Source organism: Paenibacillus athensensis (genome assembly GCF_004514475.2).
In the GTDB taxonomy this organism is placed as follows: domain Bacteria; phylum Bacillota; class Bacilli; order Paenibacillales; family NBRC-103111; genus Paenibacillus_AL; species Paenibacillus_AL athensensis.
On record NZ_MYFO02000010.1, the window covers coordinates 141,445 to 158,435 of the forward strand.

A 16,991-nucleotide genomic window follows, 5' to 3' on the forward strand; every position below is an offset into this window, starting at 1 on the left:
GTTTGGAGGTCGCCTGCGGCTACAGGAAGGAATAAGCGATTAGCGGGCGCAGCACAATGAGGAGGACCACAATGAAACGCAGAGTCGCCAGGGAACTGGCCATACAGAGCTTGTATCAAATGGAAATGAACGAGGTGGCTGCGCGCGAAGCGGCGCTGACCGTCATCCACGAAGCGGAGAACGACAATGAAGCCCAGCTTGCCGTCGGAGACGAGAAAATTACGCCGGACTACGTCGTCGAGCTGGTGGAAGGGACAAGCGCCCGCAAGGAGCAAATCGACCAGCTGCTCGCCGAATATTTGAAGGGCTGGCAGATCGACAGGCTGTCGCGGGTCGACCGCGAGGTGCTGCGGCTGGCTGCTTATGAAATGATTTTCCGCGATGATGTGCCTCCCAAGGTGGTCGTCAACGAAGCGATTGAGCTGGCCAAGCATTTTGGCACCGAGGATTCCGGCAAGTTCGTGAACGGCGTGCTGGGCAAAATGATCAAGGAACTCGACGTCCTCAAGGAGCGGGCGGCCCGTTAAGATACGGTCCGGCCGACGTTTGGACTCGTTGTTATTTTTATATTACAAAAGGAGGTCGTCCTTATGAGCGGACAAATTATTAATGGCAAGGAAATCGTCGCGTCGATTCGCGCGGAAATTACGGAGCAGGTGCGCGAGCTGACGGAACAAGGCACGCAGCCGGGCCTTGTGGTTATTATCGTCGGAGAAGATCCCGCTTCGCAGGTGTATGTGCGCAATAAAGCGAAGTCATGCGAGCAGGTCGGCATTTATTCCGAGGTGCACGCGCTGCCTGCCAGCACAACCCAGCAGGAGCTGATTGCGCTGATTCATCTGTTTAACAAGGACCAGCGGATTCACGGGATTCTCGTGCAATCGCCGCTGCCCAAGCATATTAACGAGGAAGCGGTCGTCGACGAAATCGATCCGGCCAAGGATGTCGACTGCTTCCATCCGGTGAACGTCGGCAACCTGATGATCGGCAAGGACGGCATGAAGCCTTGCACGCCGGCGGGCGTTATCGAAGTGCTCAAGCGCACGGGCGTAGACATTGCGGGCAAGCACGCCGTCGTTGTCGGCCGCAGCAATATCGTCGGCAAGCCGATGGCTATGCTGCTGCTGCGCGAGCACGCCACGGTCACGGTCTGTCATTCGCGCACGCCGAACATGGCCGAAATTACGCGCCAAGCGGACATTCTGGTCGTTGCCGTCGGCAAAGCGCATTTGATCAAAGCCGAGCACGTCAAGCCGGGCGCTGTGGTCATCGACGTTGGTATGAACCGTCCGGCGGACGGCAAGCTGACCGGCGATGTCGACTTCGAAGCGGTGAAGGAAGTGGCCGGAGCGATTACGCCGGTGCCCGGTACGGTGGGCCCGATGACGATTACGATGCTGCTGCAAAACACGGTTGATTCCGCGCGCCGCGCTTCGCAGGCCAGCGTTCGCGTGTAATAACTGCTTATGGCGCGCAACGACACAAGAATTTTATCCGTCAAGGAACTGAACCGTTATATCAAGTCGCTGCTTGAAGGCGAGCCGCGGCTGCAGGACGTGTGGGTGCGCGGCGAGATTTCCAACTTTACGCATCATTCCAGCGGCCATATGTATTTCACGCTCAAGGATGCGGACGGACGGCTCAAAAGCATCATGTTCGCTTCCTACAACCAGCGGCTCGGCTTTATGCCCAAGGAAGGGACGCGGGTTATTGCCCGCGGCAATATCTCGGTCTACGAGCGGGACGGCGCGTACCAGTTTTATATCACGCACATGCAGCCCGACGGCATCGGCAGCTTGTATCTGGCTTATGAACAGCTGAAAAAGAAGCTCGAAGCCGAAGGCTTGTTCGCGGCCGAGCGCAAAAAGCCGATCCCCCGCTTCCCGCGGGCGATCGGCGTTATTACGTCTCCGACGGGCGCGGCGGTGCGCGACATCATCATCACCCTGCAGCGGCGCTTTCCGTCGGTGCCGGTGCTGCTGTACCCCGTGCTTGTGCAAGGGGCGCAAGCGGCGCCGTCGATCGTCAAGGCGATTGAGGCGATGAACCGGCTCGGCGAAGCCGATGTGCTGATCGTCGGGCGCGGCGGCGGCTCGCTGGAGGAGCTGTGGGCGTTTAACGAGGAAGCGGTCGCGCGGAGCATTGCCGGCTCCGCGATTCCCGTGATCTCGGCCGTCGGCCACGAGACCGACTTCACGATCGCCGACTTCGTCGCCGATCTGCGGGCGGCGACGCCGACCGCGGCAGCCGAGCTCGCTGTGCCCAGCCGCGCCGAGCTGCTGCAGCGCCTGGCGTCGCAGACGCAGCGGCTGCACCGCGGGCTGCGCCAGCAGCTGCGCCGCCAGGAGGAGCGTCTTGCGCGGCTGCGCCGCTCGCCGCTCCTCATGAACCCGCGCCGGCAGCTCCTGCAGGAGCCGGCGCAGCGGCTTGATCGGCTCGCGGAGCAGCTCGGTTACCGCATGCGGCAGCAGCTCGCTCGCGCTGCCGAACGGCGGATGAAGCTGGACCGCAAGCTGTCCGCTTTCAATCCCGCCGAGCAGGCGGCGTTTGCGCGGCATCGGCTCGATGCCGGACAGCGCCGCCTGCTTGCGGCCATGCAAGGACTGACGCGCGGCAAAAAGCAGGAGTGGCAGGCAGCGGTCCGCCACCTCGACGCGCTCAGTCCGCTCAAGGTCATGCAGCGCGGCTACAGCCTCGCTTACGATGAAAGCGAGCGCAAGCTGATCCGCTCGGTCCATGAAGCGCAGATCGGCGATGTCGTCAAGATCCGGCTGCAGGACGGCCGGTTGAATTGTCACGTATGGGGGATGGAGGAGAATCGCAATGGCGAAGAAGGAGACGGAAATTAGCTTCGAACAGGCCATCGAGCTGCTGGAGCGCATCGTCAGCCAGTTGGAAAGCGGTGACGTGCCGCTGGAGCAGGCGATCGAGCTGTATCAGGAAGGCGTGCGTCTGTCGCACCTGTGCGGCGTCAAGCTGGAGCAGGTCGAGAAAAAAATCGAAATGCTGGTCGAAGGCGACGCGGGCGTCATCCGTAAGCCGTTCCAGCCGGCTGGAGAAGATAAGGGGAATTCGTTTGAATAAGACAGACGTTATTCGGGATTATATGGGACAGGAGGCGCAAGCGGTGGAAGCGGCTCTGCGGCTGGCGCTGCCGGCGGCGTGGGACGTGCCGGGCAAGCTGCGCGAGGCGATGGATTATTCGCTGCTGGCCGGCGGCAAGCGACTGCGGCCGATCATGGTGCTCGCTGCGGCCGAAGCGCTCGGCGGATCGCGGGAAGCGGCGCTGCCTGTCGCTTGCGCGATTGAAATGGTGCATACGTATTCGTTGATCCACGACGACTTGCCGGCCATGGACAACGACGATTTCCGCCGGGGCAAGCCGACCAGCCATAAGGTGTTTGGCGAAGCGATGGCGATTCTGGCCGGCGACGCTTTGCTCACCCATGCCTTCCACAGCGTGGCGCAAGCGCATAAGCAACACGGCGTGCCTGCCGACCGGGTGCTGGCGATCAGCGAGGAGCTGGCCGCTTATGCCGGTGCGAAGGGCATGGTGGGCGGACAAGCCGCCGACATGCTCGGCGAGCAGGGCATGACGAAGCTCGAGGAATTGACGTACATCCATACGCACAAGACGAGCGATCTGATCGTCTTCTCGCTGCGTGCCGGAGCGCGCATTGCCGGAGCGGACGAAGCGCAGCTCGAAGCCTTGTCCAGATTCGGTCATAACATCGGACTTGCTTTTCAAATCCAGGACGATATTCTGGATGTGACGGGCGACGAGCGGAAGCTCGGCAAGCCGCTTAACAGCGACGAAAAGCAAATGAAGGTCACCTATCCGTATTTCATCGGGCTGGAGGCGTCGGAGGCCAAGGTGCGCGAGTTGACCGAAGCAGGCAAACAGGCGCTGCTGGCGGCTGGTCTGCCCAAGCCGGAGCGGCTGCTGGAGCTGGCCGATTTCTTGATGGGACGGGACCATTAGCGGCAATTTTACGCGTTGCCCCTCTTTTATGGTATAATGGTGCAAACTCAAGCATTTTACAACGGAAAGCGAGGAAAACAGCGTGCTGCTCGAACAAATCAAACAGCCTGAAGATCTGAAGAGGTTAAGCTCGGCTGACCTTGAGGCGCTGGCCGGAGAAATCCGCCAATTTTTGATCGAAAAGCTGTCCGTGACCGGCGGGCACCTCGCCCCGAATCTGGGTGTCGTCGAGCTGACGATCGCACTGCATGCCCATTTTCACAGCCCCTACGATAAATTGATTTTCGACGTCGGCCATCAGGCTTACGTACATAAAATATTGACCGGCCGCATGGCCCAATTCGATACGCTCCGCAAGTACAAGGGACTTTGCGGGTTCGTCAAGCGCGCGGAAAGCGAGCATGACGTCTGGGAGGCCGGGCACAGCAGCACCTCGCTGTCGGCGGCGATGGGCATGGCGATGGCCCGCGATCTGAAAGGCGAGCATTACAAGGTCGTCGCAGTGATCGGCGACGGTGCCATGACCGGCGGTATGGCGCTGGAAGCGATGAACCATATCGGACACGAGAAAAAGAACCTGATTGTCATTCTCAACGATAATGAAATGTCGATTGCTCCGAACGTGGGGGCGATTCACAACTATTTAAGCAAAATTCGCTCCGACCGCCACTACCTGAAAGCGAAGGAAGAGGTCGAGCACCTGCTCAAGAAAATTCCTGCCATCGGCGACACGCTGGCCAAAACGGCCGAAAAGCTGAAGGACAGTCTCAAATATTTGCTCGTTTCCGGCGTCTGGTTCGAGGAGCTTGGCTTTACGTACATCGGGCCGGTGGACGGCCACAACCTGCCGCTGCTGCTCGATACGCTCAAGCAGGCGGAGAAGGTCAACGGTCCGGTGCTTGTGCACGTGGTTACGACGAAGGGCAAGGGCTACTCCCCGGCAGAGCGGGACTCGCATACGTGGCATGGCCTTGGTCCTTACAAAATCGAATCGGGCCAAGTGCTCAAATCGGTAGGTCCGCCGATGTACACCGAGGTGTTCGGTCGCACGCTGATTGAATTGGCCGAGCAGGACCGGCGCATCGTCGCTGTTACGCCGGCGATGCCGGGCGGCTCCGGACTGTTGAAATTCGCCGAGCGCTTCCCGCAGCGGATGATCGACGTGGGCATTGCCGAGCAGCACGCCGCTACGCTGTGCGCGGGACTGGCCAGCGAAGGGCTGAAGCCCGTGTATGCCGTGTACTCGACGTTCCTGCAGCGCGCCTACGACCAGATCGTACACGATATTTGCCGGCCTAAGCTGAACGTGACGTTTGCCATCGACCGCGCCGGATTCGTCGGACCTGACGGGGAAACGCACCAAGGCGTGTACGATATCGCCTTTCTGCGCACGCTGCCGAACATGGTGCTGATGATGCCAAAGGACGAGCGCGAGCTGCGCGATATGATGCTGACGGCGCACCTGTATAACGACGGGCCGATTGCTTACCGCTACCCGCGCATTAACGGAACGGGCGTCAAGCTGGACGAAGCGCCGCAGCCGATTCCGATCGGCACATGGGAAATCGTGCGCGAGGGCGATCATGCCGCTGTGCTGGCTGTCGGGCCGATGGTGCAGGTGGCGGAGGAAGCCGCTGAGCTGCTTGCCAAGGACGGCATCAACCTGAGGATCGTCAACGCCCGCTTTATCAAGCCGCTGGACGAAGCGTATTTGCTACAGCTGGCCAAGGAGGGCATTCCGGTCATCACGATGGAGGAAGGCTCGATCCAGGGCGGTATGGGCAGCGCTGTGCTGGAGTTTTTTGCGGCGCAAAGCGTGTTTGGTCTTGAAATCAAACAGTTGGGCGTTCCCGACTATTTCGTCGAGCACGGCTCCGTGAAGGAGCAACGTCAAGAGGTCGGGCTGACCGCGCATAATCTCGCCGCCGAGGTGCAGGCGCTGATGCCGCGCAAGCGTCAACGGGCGTAAGCCCGGGGCGAGCAAGCAGGATGAGGAGTTAATGAATACGTATGTCTTCAGATAAAGAACGATTGGATATCCTGCTGGTCGAGATGGGCTATTTCGACAGCAGGGAGAAAGCCAAGGCCGCCATTATGGCTGGCCTTGTTTTTGCCGACGAGGAGCCGGTCGACAAAGCCGGCACCAAGATCAGCCGCAAAGCCGCGCTGAAGGTCAAGGGGGCGATTCACCCTTATGTCAGCCGAGGCGGGCTCAAGCTGGAGAAGGCGATCAGGCAGTTCGGCCTTGATCTGCGGGGAGCGACCATGCTGGATATCGGCGCGTCGACCGGCGGCTTCACCGACTGCGCGCTGCAAAACGGCGCGGCTTACGTTTATGCCATCGATGTCGGCTACAACCAGCTGGACTGGTCCTTGCGCAACGATCCGCGGGTTAACGTGATGGAGCGGACGAATTTCCGCTTCACCAAATCGGAGGATTTGTCGGGGCCGGCACCGGATTTTGCCACCATCGACGTTTCGTTCATTTCGCTGCGGATCATCCTGCCGCCGCTGCGCGCGCTTTTGCCCGAGCACGGGCGCGTCGTTGCCCTGATCAAGCCGCAGTTTGAAGCCGGACGCGAGAAGGTCGGCAAATCCGGCGTCGTTCGCGATTCGGCGGTACACGAAGAGGTGCTGCAGGCGGTGCTCACCTTTGCTGACGAGCTGGGCTTCCGGCTGGAGGGACTGACCTATTCGCCGATCACGGGCGGTGAAGGCAACATCGAGTTTCTGGCCTATTGGTCGTGCGAGACGCGGGCGGAGCCGGCGGAAACGGGCAAATCCGCTGAAAGCGCGGGCGAGGCTGGTGCCGGCTTGCGGCCCGGCGCTGCGGAGCGTTCGGCAACGATCCGCGCCGTCGTGCGCGAATCGGGCAAGCTGCAAGGGAAATAAAGCTCACTTTGCCTTTAGCGCGGCACGCGGAGGCAAAGTGAGTTTTTTGCTGGAAAAAAAGGATTTTCCCGCTAAACCCGCGAAATATTCAAGCGGGGTGAGGGCGTGGAAAAAGGAAATGGCTGGATTGTCCTGATACTTTTTATCGTCTTGATCATGGTCGCGCTGGGACGCTTTGGGCGTTGGCTGGAGAAACCGCCGAAACGCCGCTTGCCGGTGCCCGCCGCTGGTGACATTCCGCAAACCGACGTTGTCGAGCTGCTGGAGGGCGCGGGCTTTGACGTGCTGGCCGGCAAAACAAAGCTGCCGATCACCATCGCGGTCAATGGCGAGGCCACACTCGCCAGCCAGCTGTATATCGATTACCTGGCCGCGAGGGAAGAGAAGCTCTACGTCGTCCGCTTGGCCCGCGAGCGGGTGCCGATCGACTGGGCGGCGGGCAGCTCGGTTCGCGAGAAGCTGCTGCCTTACAGCCTGATTTATCCCGAAACCGAAGGCGTATTATATGTAGATATGGAACAGCGCAAAATCAAAATCATAACGTTTCAAATAGAGGTGTAGCATGAAGGGACAACGACATGTGAAAATCAGAGAAATCATTACGAATCACGAGATCGAAACCCAGGACGAGCTCGTGGAATCTTTGCGCGCCGCGGGCTTCCACGTGACTCAGGCCACGGTGTCGCGCGACATCAAGGAGCTGCATCTGATGAAGGTGCCGCTGGACGACGGGCGGTACAAATACGCGATGCCGGCCGATCAGCGCTACAATCCGATGCAGCGGCTGCGCCGCGCATTAAGCGACCATTTTGTTAGCGTCGATTATACGGACAACCTGGTCGTGATGAAATGCTTGCCCGGCACGGCCAATACGATTTGTGCGCTCGTCGACAATCTCGAATGGAGCGAAGTGATGGGGACGATCGGCGGGGACGATACGATTCTCGTCATCTGCCGCGGCAAGGAGCAAAGCGTATCGTTCGTCAATCAGGTCATGTCGTTACTGTCCTGACCACAAGGAGGCATCCATGTTAACCGAATTGTCCATCCGCAATCTGGCGGTTATTGAACAGGTGCATATTCGCTTCAAGATGGGATTTCATGTGCTGACAGGGGAAACCGGCGCGGGCAAATCGATTATTATCGACGCGCTGTCGCTGATTGTAGGCGGTCGCGGCTCGGCGGAGCTGGTGCGCTACGGCTGCGACAAGGCGGAAATCGAAGCGCTTTTCGAGCTGCCGGCTGAGCATCCGGTCTGGAGCACGCTTGCGGGACTGGGCATCGCCGCCGATCCGGCCGAGCATCTGGTCATTCGCAGGGAAATCACCGCTGCGGGTAAAAGCTCCAGCCGCATCAACGGCCAGCTCGTCAACCTGACGATGCTGCGCGGCGCCGGCGATTGGCTCGTCAACATTCACGGCCAGCACGAGCACCAGTCGCTGCTGAAAATCGACGAGCACGTCCATTGGCTTGACCTGTTCGGCGAAGCGGAAATTCGCGGCGCCAAAGCCGCCTACCACGCGTCCTACGACGCTTACGTCAAGCTGCAAAAGGAGCTGCGCGAGCTGCAGGAGACGAGCAAGCAGTCGCTGCACATGCTCGATTTGTACCGCTTTCAGATCGAAGAGCTGTCTTCGGCTGCGCTGAAGCCGGGCGAAGACGAGACGCTGAGCGACGAGAAGCGCAAGCTCGCGAACGCCGAGAAGCTGTATCAGAACGCCAACGACGCCTATGAGCTGCTGTACGGAGGCAACCGCGCGCTCGATACCGCTGGCAAGGCGCTTTCGCGGCTGCAGGATATCGCCGCGCTGGATCCGTCGCGGCTGCAGCCGCTGCTGGAGCAGGCCCAGTCGGCGTATTACCAGCTGGAGGATGCCGCTTTCCAGCTCCGCGATTACCGCGACGATATCGAATTCAATCCGCTGCGGCTGGACGAGATCGAGCAGCGGCTCGATCTGTTGTCGTCGCTGCGGCGCAAATACGGCGAGTCGATTCCCGACATGCTGGCGTATCTGGAGCAAATCCTTCGCGAGACGGATTTGATCGAGAACAAGGACGAGCATATTCGCAAGCTTGAAGACGCGCTGCGGCTGGAAGAGCAGCGTCTTGGCGCCGCCGCCGCCGAGCTGTCCGCGCTGCGCCGTCAGGTGGCCGAACGGCTCGCCGCGGCCATCGAAACCGAGCTGCGCGACTTGCAGATGGAGCGGACGATGTTCCGCGTCCAGCTGCAGCGCACAGCCGACGAGCGCGGCATCGAGGTCGAAGGCAGCCGCGTGCGCTTTGGCCGGTCCGGCGTCGATCAGGTGGAATTCCTGATGGCTCCGAATCCCGGCGAGCCGCTGCGCGGCTTGAGCCGGATCGCCTCCGGCGGCGAGCTGTCGCGGATCATGCTGGCGATGAAGACGATTTTTGCCCGCATCGACCAGATTCCGGTGCTCGTCTTCGACGAAGTCGATACCGGCGTCAGCGGCCGGGCCGCGCAGGCGATTGCCGAAAAGCTGTCGGTGCTTTCCCGCAGCTGCCAAGTATTTTCGATCACGCATTTGCCGCAGGTGGCCTGCATGGCCGATGTTCATTTTGCCATCCATAAGGAAGTGGATCGCGAGCGGACGTATACGCGGGTAACGGATTTGGACGAGCAGGGACGGATTGCGGAGCTGGCGCGCATGCTCGGCGGAGTGGAAGTAACGGAAACCACGCTGCATCACGCCGGGGAAATGCTCAATCTGGCCCGCGACAAAAAGTCCGAGCTGCAGACACAGATTTAGATATCATTTTCAGTTATAAAACGACGGGAGAGGGGTTAAGTTATAGGTACGCATTTGACGATGCTGTTCGTCAGGGCCAAGGAAGCAAAGGAGCGTGAAGGTATTGCAATCCAACAAAAGAAAAAGATTGATTGGTTTACTGCTCGTCTTCTTCGTTTGTATGGTTAGTTTGTCCGCGCCTTTCCAAAGCTTTGCCTCGTTCCCCCAGGAATTGCGCTTGTTTAGCGGTCAAGGGAAGCAGCTTCAACTCGCTATGCCCGTCAGCGCCCAGGTTACAGTAAGCGATACGGATATTGTGAAGGTGAACGGCAACGCACAGCACTCATTTCAGGTCAATTTGAACGAACCTATTTCCCTCCAGTCGAACCATTCCGGCCAGACGGAAATGAAGCTCAAGCTGTTTGGAGCCATTCCGCTGAAAACCGTGAAGGTCAACGTCGTTCCTGATCTCAAAGTGATACCTGGCGGCCAGACCATCGGCGTCAAAATCAAATCGGCCGGCATTCTCGTAGTCGGACATCATCTGGTCACCGTCGCTTCCGATCAGAAGCTGTCTCCGGGCGAGGAAGCCAAGGTGCAGGTTGGCGATTTAATTACGCAAATCAACGGTAAAGAATCGCGCGATGTCAGCAAAGTGGCCGAGCTGGTAGCCAAAGCCGGCGAAAGCCAAACTCCGCTTGCGCTGACCATCGTCCGCAACAACACCGAGCTTCAAGTCAAGCTGCAGCCCGCTTACGATATCGTGGACAAGTCATACCGTCTTGGCTTGTACATCCGCGATTCCGCAGCAGGCGTAGGCACGCTAACGTTTTATGCTCCCGATCAGGGCGTGTACGGTGCGCTTGGTCACGTGATTACCGACATGGACACCCAGACGCCGATTGCGGTTGGCGACGGCGAGGTCGTTTATTCCAACGTCACCTCGATTTCCAAGAGCCACAACGGCGAGCCCGGCGAGAAGCGGGCGACGTTCTTCAAGGACAGCAAGGTGATCGGCAACATTGAGCGCAATACCGCCTTCGGCATCTTCGGCAAAATGTTTACAGCGCCCGATCACAGTCTGGAAAAGGATACCATTCCCGTTGCTTTTGCTGAAGAGGTCAAGGAAGGTCCGGCGCAGATTTACACCGTCGTCGACGGCCAGAAGGTTGAGAAATTCGATATTGAAGTCGTGCATGTGGCCAAGCAGGATTACCCCGCAACCAAGGGCATGATAATTAAAATTACCGATCCGCGACTCATTGAAAAAACCGGGGGCATCGTGCAGGGCATGAGCGGAAGTCCGATTATTCAGAACGGCAAAATGATCGGCGCCGTCACGCACGTTTTCGTGAACGACCCGACGAGCGGTTACGGCTGCTTCATCGAATGGATGCTGCAGGATGCCGGTATTATGCTGCGGCCTGCAACGGAACAATCAAAGGCAAGCTAACGAGCTGCCTTTGATTTTTTTTGCCCATGAGGAATTATACAAGCTTTTGTCGAATAGTGTAGGATGAACGAGATAAATATACTATTATATAAGATTACGAAAAAAAAGAAAAGAAAAACAATTTTCGACAGAAGGAATTTGAATTGCAATGTCGAATACAGAACGAGGGAAATAAATACCAACTTGTGATAAGTAGCTAAAAGGAGGATATCAAGTTGCAAAAAATTCAGGTGTTGTTAGCAGATGATAATCGGGAGTTTACCCACTTATTATCCGAGTTCATCGGTGAGCAGGAAGATATGGAGATTGTCGGGGTGGCTTATAATGGAAACGAAGTGCTGCGTTTTATCGAACAGCAGCGCGACGTGCCGGATGTCCTGATCCTGGACATCATTATGCCGCATTTGGACGGCCTCGGCGTTCTGGAACGCCTGCGCGAGATGAACCTTAACCCGCAGCCCAAAATCATCATGCTGACCGCCTTCGGTCAAGAAAATATCACCCAGAAGGCCGTGCAGCTCGGCGCGTCCTATTACATACTCAAGCCGTTTGATATGGAGGTTCTGACGAATCGGATCCGTCAGCTTGTGTCCAACTCGACAACCGCCACAACGAGCAGCGCTATGCCGAAAGCCAATGTCGTGCACATGCCCAAGGGGAAAAACCTTGACGCGAACATTACAACGATCATACATGAAATCGGCGTACCTGCGCATATTAAAGGATATCAGTACTTGCGCGAAGCGATCACAATGGTATATAACAATATCGAAATTTTGGGCGCGATTACCAAGACGTTGTACCCGGCCATCGCCGAGAAATACAAAACGACGCCAAGCCGCGTCGAGCGGGCGATTCGTCATGCCATTGAAGTGGCGTGGACGCGCGGCAACATCGACTCGATTTCGTTTATTTTCGGCTACACGATCAATATTTCCAAATCCAAGCCAACCAACTCCGAATTCATCGCGATGGTCGCCGACAAGCTGCGGATCGAGCACAAGGTTTCTTGAAAGGGTAAGGAGTAGTGAGTTCTTCATCACGTATGCGGGATAGACCGATAAGCGGATGATAACACGCATGGATAAACACCTGATCTTTTTTGGGTTGTATAAACTCAATTGAGGGAAGGTGTTTTTATTATTTTGGCATTTCTTGCCTCAATAAAACGTCGCATATATACTAAGAAGTAACGCATCCTCACGTTAGTCGCTGCACCTTACTTGACCACAAGGATGAAAGGAGCCCCTATGCCCGCTCAATTTGAAGAGGACGACTTGCAAATCATCAAGGAAATGGCCCAGCATGAGGCTGAACCCGGCTTTGTTCAAAAGGCGTTGCAAACGATCGGCAAACCGATAGATAAACTGATGGGTTATGTCCAATCGGCCGACAACAAATATATCAAAAAAGCGCTGCAAAAAATCGATTCGGCGATTGTCGAAGCCCTGCGGGGAACGGTAAAAATGGCCAATCAGCTTACGAGCGAAGATAAGGTAAGAAAGGAATACCGCAAGCAATTCGGCATTGAGGTCGGCGATATCCGCGATATTCGCCAGTTGCCGCTCAAGCAAATGGATCGGGTGGCCGATGCTTATGAGGTGAGCAACGGCGTGCTCGTAGCAACCGAAGGAGCGGTGCTCGGCATAGCCTCGACGCTGGCCGAAGGTATTCCGTTTGCACAATTGGCGATACCGGCCATTGTTACGGCCGATGTGACGGCGTCCATGACGCTAATGTCCCGCCACGTGTGCCAAATCGCCACGTCCTACGGGTATTCGTCCTATGATCCGCTCAATATGCCGGATATTCTGTCGGCAATGGCGCCGGTTGCGACTTCGGCGGATGAAGGCTTTTTGATTCTTAAAGCCGGAGCCGTTTATGAGATCCGCGAAGCGGGTAAATTTGCCGCCAAGCATGCCGGCGCACTGCTGGATGACGTGGCAGCGCCGCAATTGATCGCACTGATCAGAGCGGTTGCACAAAGACTCGGCGTCGTTATTACGGAAAAAGAGCTCGGCCTGCTAGTGCCGATTGCCGGAGCTGCCCTGAACGGCGGGCTCAATCTGGCGTTCCAGCAAACGAATCATACGAATGCCAAGGACTATTTCAGACGATTAATTCTGATCGACAGGTACGGCCGCGAAGCGGTATGGAGCGCTTTGGAGGCTGAACGAAATCTTTTGATGAACAAACGGCTCCAATAAAACCGCTCGTTTACGTCTGCACCACATTCAAATTAAAGGTTGTCGTCGAGTTGGACACCGCGGACAACGACACCACCTCCAGCGAGACGGTGGCTCCGATGGCCAGCCCCAGATTGATCGCCAGGCTTGCGGCAGTGAGCGTCGTTAAGCCTCCCATCTGCAGGTTGCCGTTCACAAAAACGTTATAATAACCGTTGCTTCCCGGAGCGGTCAAGCCGTTGGACGCAACAGAGGTACCGGCGTCATTTTTAAAGCTGGTGGCCGGTATGGTTGTCACCCCGCTCAAAATATTGCCAAGCACAACGGTCGCCGTATATCGCCAAACCGTCGGCGTTACGCTGGTCGTTGTTGTCGTCGTAATCGTCCCGGTAATCGCAAAGTTGTCCGGGCAAATCCATTCAAAATAATCCACGCTCATCGCTGCTCCCCCTTGCGCTGAAAGTCGGCAAATAGCCGTCCCGCGGAACGTTTGTACTGCACCCTATGCGCTACAGGATCAGGTTGTCCCGCCATTTGCCGCTCCGTTTGCCAAAAAAGGCTGAAGCCCGTCTCATTCATTCGCCGTCCGTAACCGGGCGGCCGTGAATTGTGGCTTCAGCCTTTGTTATCCGATTTTAAAACCGCCGCCATTGCCGTTGGAAACCACGGTTTCTATATCAATGCCGCTGACGGTTGTACCCGGGCCTTGCTTTAAATTCCATTTTTCGAATTCGCGCGAATCACTCCATCCCGGCGAGGCGGACAGCCAGGCATAGGTAATGTCGGTGAACTGGTTCATCACGGTCTCACACACGGAAGCCGAGCCGTAAATTCCGATGTCGTATTGAACGCCGTGTCGTTCCGTTGCGGCTTTTATGCCTTCGACGATCCCGCGGAAATATTCGCTGATGCAGCCACGGGCATCCTCCAGCGGAGCATCGTAATCGACCGCAAAATAGATCGGGGTAGCCGCCGGCTGACCGATGATCATTTTGGCATAGTTATAAGCCATTTGAGCGTCTTCAAGTCCGGTGTGATACGTAAAATATCCGCTGCTCGACGGGTACCCGTTTTTCCATAAGGCTACGATGTATACGCCGGCTGCGCTGATGGCGCGAGCTTCGGAAGGGGTTAAGAGCTTGGGGTGATCCGTCTGGCAGTAATATCTGCCGGCAAAATGATAGCCTTCTTGAACAATTTGCTTGATGACGCGCTCCAGATTGACGGAGCTGTCCAGTCCGACTGCCATGCGCATTCTCCTTTGCTAATAGGACACTACTTGACGAGATTGACGGTAGCTGTTTTTTTCGCTTCGGTGGCGGCTTTGCGCGGAATGGCCGCTTTGCTGCGCGGTTTCGCCGCTCCGCCTGCAATGCCGATGCTGATGCCCATAATTTCCAGTGAGAAGGTGGTCAGGACGCCTTCCAGACCGGCTGTTTCGTTCAATTGACGGATTGCTTTGTTCCACGTTTGCAGCTGGGTAACCGGCTCTCCGTTCAGGTTGTGCATACTAAAATCGGGATCGGTCAGCACATCGCGGTGGATGTCGCCAATATTCGGAATAATAATGCGCAGCGCTTGCTTCACCCCGTCTTGCGTGAACGTATCCAAAGCGTCAAGTCGCGTGCGGATCATCTGCATCGTATTGCGCAAGCTTGGCTTCAGCTCCAGCGGTTGCGTAGGATCGCCTTTGGAAGTTGACCATTCCACTTTAGAAGGGTCAAAGCCAGGATCTACCGCGCCAAACATGGCAGCCCCGCCTTCAGCGGCAACCGCTGCCGAAGCAGGTGCATTGCCGCCGCCAAAACGCGACTCGATGGTGTGTGTAGTGCCTGTGGTCCGTTTGCCGGTGGCGTCAAGCTTGGCAAGCGTGGTCACGATATCAGCATTGACATAACGGTCATCCAGCGCGGTCGTTGGTTTCAAATCTTCGGTGATGTTCTGGATTTCGACCTCGTAGTACACCCAGTAACCTTTTTCGTTCACCCATTCCTTGGCCCAGCTTTCGACGAATTGCTCGTGCTGCTTGTTCGCTTCGGCCGTAATCGGGAACAGGTTCGCCGCTGTCCCCGGACCGCCGAGATTGTCATTGAGCAGATGGCCTTTGATAAACTTGTCGGTGTTGGCATAGGTCGGGTCTGTCGGCAGCTGGCCCATAATGGTCCTCAGCGCAGCGCCTTGTGGCGGCCCCCCCTGCGGATGGTTCGGGCCGAGCCGCGTAGCGACCATTTTCATCCCGACCGTATCGCCGCCAAGCGCCCCCGTTGTAAAATCGACCTGCTGCGTCAGCATGGTGGAATGGCTCAAATCGCCTGTATTCAGTTCCAGCGTATTAATATCGATTTGTGCGGCAGGGTTGATCTTGATATCAAGTGCCGCCGAAGGCGTACCCAGCCCGGTCCAGCCGATATGCGTCAAGCCGAAATCCTTGGTAAGCTGGGGGAAAAAGGACTCAACCTCGGCAATCGAGGAAGCGCTTTTGACGATTTCGTTCGCTTCGTTAACGGCTTCTGCCAAATCGGCTTCTTTTTGTTCCTTGGTGCGCGTATCCTCGCCGCTGGCAGCAACGGGCGCGGTAGCGGCGTTCTCCGGTTCCTCTTGCTCCGTCTGCTCGCCGGTCGTTTCCTCACGTTGTACGGAGGACGATGCGGCAGAGGACGTATGACTGCGCACGAGCTGCGCGACGCCGCGATTGCCCAGGCTCCGTTGAATGGCAGCAAGCGAATTCGGCGGCGCAGCCTGCTTCACGGCAGGAGCTGCGACTTGTTCGGCAGGCTGAACGGCCGTCTTGAGCTGTGAAGTTTCATTCTGTTTCATGGTGCCACCTCGATCATGATACAATACAAGCAGGAAATAAGCTCTTCCAGGAACGAATCCATATTGTCATAAATGATTCGACGTGATTCACCAGAATCCTCCAAAAAGGAGGATGCATATTCCATAGGAGGTCGTACATATGCACATCACGATCCTTGGCCCCTGGGGCGCTTACCCGCAGGCGGGAGAAGCGACTGCGGGCTATTTGCTGGAGACGGACGACAATCGCGTGCTGCTCGACTGCGGCAGCGGCGTGCTTGCCGGACTGCAAAAGCGGCTGAGCCTTGACGAGCTGACTCATGTAATGATTACTCATGCCCATTACGATCATATCGCCGATCTGGGCTGCTTGCAGTATGCCTGTCTGATCGACAAGGACTTGGAGCGGCGTCAAGCCGATCTGCCAATCTATATGGCCTGCGAGTCGGGACATGCGGAAGCGCTGGGGCACAAGGCGATGCCCGGAACGATTATGGTGCCGGTGGCTGCAGATGATACACTGGAGCTGGGCGGAATGACTTGCTCGTTCATGCGCACCTTGCACGGTGTTTATTGCTTGGCAGTCAAAGTGCGCTGCGGCGGCCGGACGCTTGTGTTTACAGCGGATACCAGCTTCGATGAAGCGCTGATTCCGTTTTGCGCGGGAGCGGATCTGTTGCTTGCGGAAACGTCGTTTTATGCCGATCAGGATGCGCGGCGCTACGGGCATATGAACGCGCGAGAGGTAGGCATGCTGGCGGCGCGGGCCGGGGTGGGCAAGCTGGTGCTGACGCATTTGCCGCATTTTGGCGAGCTGGAGAAGCTCGTGGAGGAAGCGACGGCCGAATTTGACGGAGAAATAACGCTCGCAAGCTGCGGCATGGAGCTTGAGCTTTAGCCGGCGGACATAGAAAAACCGCTTCGCGCGGCAGGCG

17 protein-coding genes are annotated in these 16,991 nt (G+C 57.2%); 14 read left to right on the forward strand and 3 right to left on the reverse strand.

The features are described 5' to 3' along the window. The first annotated feature begins 71 nt into the window (after nucleotides 1-71). From nusB to B5M42_RS17995, 13 genes are all read left to right on the forward strand, one after another. The gene (nusB, locus tag B5M42_RS17935) at nucleotides 72-527 is read left to right on the forward strand and encodes a transcription antitermination factor NusB (RefSeq protein ID WP_134753069.1); all 456 of its coding nucleotides are present in this window, start codon (nucleotides 72-74) and stop codon (nucleotides 525-527) included. A gap of 63 nt (nucleotides 528-590) precedes the next feature. Then, complete coding sequence (gene folD, locus B5M42_RS17940; RefSeq protein WP_134753071.1) at nucleotides 591-1,457, forward strand: bifunctional methylenetetrahydrofolate dehydrogenase/methenyltetrahydrofolate cyclohydrolase FolD; 867 nt, start codon at nucleotides 591-593, stop codon at nucleotides 1,455-1,457. A 9-nt stretch (nucleotides 1,458-1,466) separates the two neighbouring features. Further along, nucleotides 1,467-2,849, forward strand: a complete 1,383-nt coding sequence (gene xseA / locus B5M42_RS17945) for an exodeoxyribonuclease VII large subunit (RefSeq protein WP_134753073.1) — start codon at nucleotides 1,467-1,469, stop codon at nucleotides 2,847-2,849. Further along, on the forward strand, nucleotides 2,824-3,084 hold the full coding sequence (xseB, locus tag B5M42_RS17950) for an exodeoxyribonuclease VII small subunit (RefSeq protein WP_134753075.1): 261 nt from the start codon (nucleotides 2,824-2,826) through the stop codon (nucleotides 3,082-3,084). Before xseA ends, xseB begins: the two co-directional genes overlap by 26 nt. A 22-nt stretch (nucleotides 3,085-3,106) precedes the next feature. Further along, complete coding sequence (locus tag B5M42_RS17955; protein ID WP_134753201.1) at nucleotides 3,107-3,982, forward strand: polyprenyl synthetase family protein; 876 nt, start codon at nucleotides 3,107-3,109, stop codon at nucleotides 3,980-3,982. 82 nt (nucleotides 3,983-4,064) lie between these two features. Continuing rightward, nucleotides 4,065-5,951 carry a 1-deoxy-D-xylulose-5-phosphate synthase gene (dxs, locus tag B5M42_RS17960; RefSeq protein WP_134753077.1) on the forward strand — a complete coding sequence of 629 codons (1,887 nt, stop codon included), beginning with the start codon at nucleotides 4,065-4,067 and terminating at the stop codon, nucleotides 5,949-5,951. Between the two features lie 41 nt (nucleotides 5,952-5,992). Next, complete coding sequence (locus tag B5M42_RS17965) at nucleotides 5,993-6,874, forward strand: TlyA family RNA methyltransferase (protein WP_134753079.1); 882 nt, start codon at nucleotides 5,993-5,995, stop codon at nucleotides 6,872-6,874. Between the two features lie 105 nt (nucleotides 6,875-6,979). Beyond that, nucleotides 6,980-7,435, forward strand: coding sequence for a hypothetical protein (locus B5M42_RS17970; protein WP_134753081.1), 456 nt, complete (start codon nucleotides 6,980-6,982; stop codon nucleotides 7,433-7,435). Nucleotide 7,436: 1 nt separating this feature from the next. Then, a complete protein-coding gene (gene ahrC, locus B5M42_RS17975) occupies nucleotides 7,437-7,886 on the forward strand; it encodes a transcriptional regulator AhrC/ArgR (protein WP_134753083.1) in 450 nt (149 codons plus the stop codon). A gap of 16 nt (nucleotides 7,887-7,902) precedes the next feature. After that, on the forward strand, nucleotides 7,903-9,642 hold the full coding sequence (gene recN / locus B5M42_RS17980; protein ID WP_134753085.1) for a DNA repair protein RecN: 1,740 nt from the start codon (nucleotides 7,903-7,905) through the stop codon (nucleotides 9,640-9,642). Nucleotides 9,643-9,745: 103 nt separating this feature from the next. Continuing rightward, nucleotides 9,746-11,074 carry a SpoIVB peptidase gene (gene spoIVB, locus B5M42_RS17985; RefSeq protein WP_209280717.1) on the forward strand — a complete coding sequence of 443 codons (1,329 nt, stop codon included), beginning with the start codon at nucleotides 9,746-9,748 and terminating at the stop codon, nucleotides 11,072-11,074. A gap of 215 nt (nucleotides 11,075-11,289) precedes the next feature. Continuing rightward, nucleotides 11,290-12,087: a sporulation transcription factor Spo0A gene (spo0A, locus tag B5M42_RS17990; RefSeq protein WP_134753089.1), complete on the forward strand. Its 798-nt coding sequence runs from the start codon at nucleotides 11,290-11,292 to the stop codon at nucleotides 12,085-12,087. Nucleotides 12,088-12,324: 237 nt separating this feature from the next. Next, nucleotides 12,325-13,281: an EcsC family protein gene (locus B5M42_RS17995; RefSeq protein WP_167689928.1), complete on the forward strand. Its 957-nt coding sequence runs from the start codon at nucleotides 12,325-12,327 to the stop codon at nucleotides 13,279-13,281. Between the two features lie 10 nt (nucleotides 13,282-13,291). Here the strand turns inward: B5M42_RS17995 and B5M42_RS18000 are convergent, their stop codons facing one another. The 3 genes from B5M42_RS18000 to B5M42_RS18010 all read right to left on the reverse strand — a co-directional run bounded on the left by B5M42_RS18000 (nucleotide 13,292) and on the right by B5M42_RS18010 (nucleotide 16,077). Continuing rightward, nucleotides 13,292-13,699: a DUF4183 domain-containing protein gene (locus B5M42_RS18000; RefSeq protein ID WP_134753093.1), complete on the reverse strand. Its 408-nt coding sequence runs from the start codon at nucleotides 13,697-13,699 to the stop codon at nucleotides 13,292-13,294. Between the two features lie 186 nt (nucleotides 13,700-13,885). Beyond that, on the reverse strand, nucleotides 13,886-14,509 hold the full coding sequence (locus B5M42_RS18005; protein ID WP_167689930.1) for a glycoside hydrolase domain-containing protein: 624 nt from the start codon (nucleotides 14,507-14,509) through the stop codon (nucleotides 13,886-13,888). 26 nt (nucleotides 14,510-14,535) lie between these two features. Then, nucleotides 14,536-16,077: a hypothetical protein gene (locus B5M42_RS18010; RefSeq protein WP_134753097.1), complete on the reverse strand. Its 1,542-nt coding sequence runs from the start codon at nucleotides 16,075-16,077 to the stop codon at nucleotides 14,536-14,538. A 139-nt stretch (nucleotides 16,078-16,216) separates the two neighbouring features. Between B5M42_RS18010 and B5M42_RS18015 the strand changes: the two genes are divergently transcribed. After that, complete coding sequence (locus tag B5M42_RS18015) at nucleotides 16,217-16,954, forward strand: MBL fold metallo-hydrolase (protein WP_134753099.1); 738 nt, start codon at nucleotides 16,217-16,219, stop codon at nucleotides 16,952-16,954. Nucleotides 16,955-16,991: the final 37 nt, after the last annotated feature.

Bases quoted from the DNA above. Each gene is read 5' to 3' on its own strand.
- nusB (WP_134753069.1), top strand. From the start codon at position 72: ATGAAACGCAGAGTCGCCAGGGAACTGGCCATACAGAGCTTGTATCAA.
- folD (WP_134753071.1), top strand. From the start codon at position 591: ATGAGCGGACAAATTATTAATGGCAAGGAAATCGTCGCGTCGATTCGC.
- xseA (WP_134753073.1), top strand. From the start codon at position 1,467: ATGGCGCGCAACGACACAAGAATTTTATCCGTCAAGGAACTGAACCGT.
- xseB (WP_134753075.1), top strand. From the start codon at position 2,824: ATGGCGAAGAAGGAGACGGAAATTAGCTTCGAACAGGCCATCGAGCTG.
- B5M42_RS17955 (WP_134753201.1), top strand. From the start codon at position 3,107: ATGGGACAGGAGGCGCAAGCGGTGGAAGCGGCTCTGCGGCTGGCGCTG.
- B5M42_RS17965 (WP_134753079.1), top strand. From the start codon at position 5,993: ATGTCTTCAGATAAAGAACGATTGGATATCCTGCTGGTCGAGATGGGC.
- ahrC (WP_134753083.1), top strand. From the start codon at position 7,437: ATGAAGGGACAACGACATGTGAAAATCAGAGAAATCATTACGAATCAC.
- recN (WP_134753085.1), top strand. From the start codon at position 7,903: ATGTTAACCGAATTGTCCATCCGCAATCTGGCGGTTATTGAACAGGTG.
- B5M42_RS17995 (WP_167689928.1), top strand. From the start codon at position 12,325: ATGCCCGCTCAATTTGAAGAGGACGACTTGCAAATCATCAAGGAAATG.
- B5M42_RS18000 (WP_134753093.1), bottom strand. From the start codon at position 13,699: ATGAGCGTGGATTATTTTGAATGGATTTGCCCGGACAACTTTGCGATT.
- B5M42_RS18005 (WP_167689930.1), bottom strand. From the start codon at position 14,509: ATGGCAGTCGGACTGGACAGCTCCGTCAATCTGGAGCGCGTCATCAAG.
- B5M42_RS18010 (WP_134753097.1), bottom strand. From the start codon at position 16,077: ATGAAACAGAATGAAACTTCACAGCTCAAGACGGCCGTTCAGCCTGCC.
- B5M42_RS18015 (WP_134753099.1), top strand. From the start codon at position 16,217: ATGCACATCACGATCCTTGGCCCCTGGGGCGCTTACCCGCAGGCGGGA.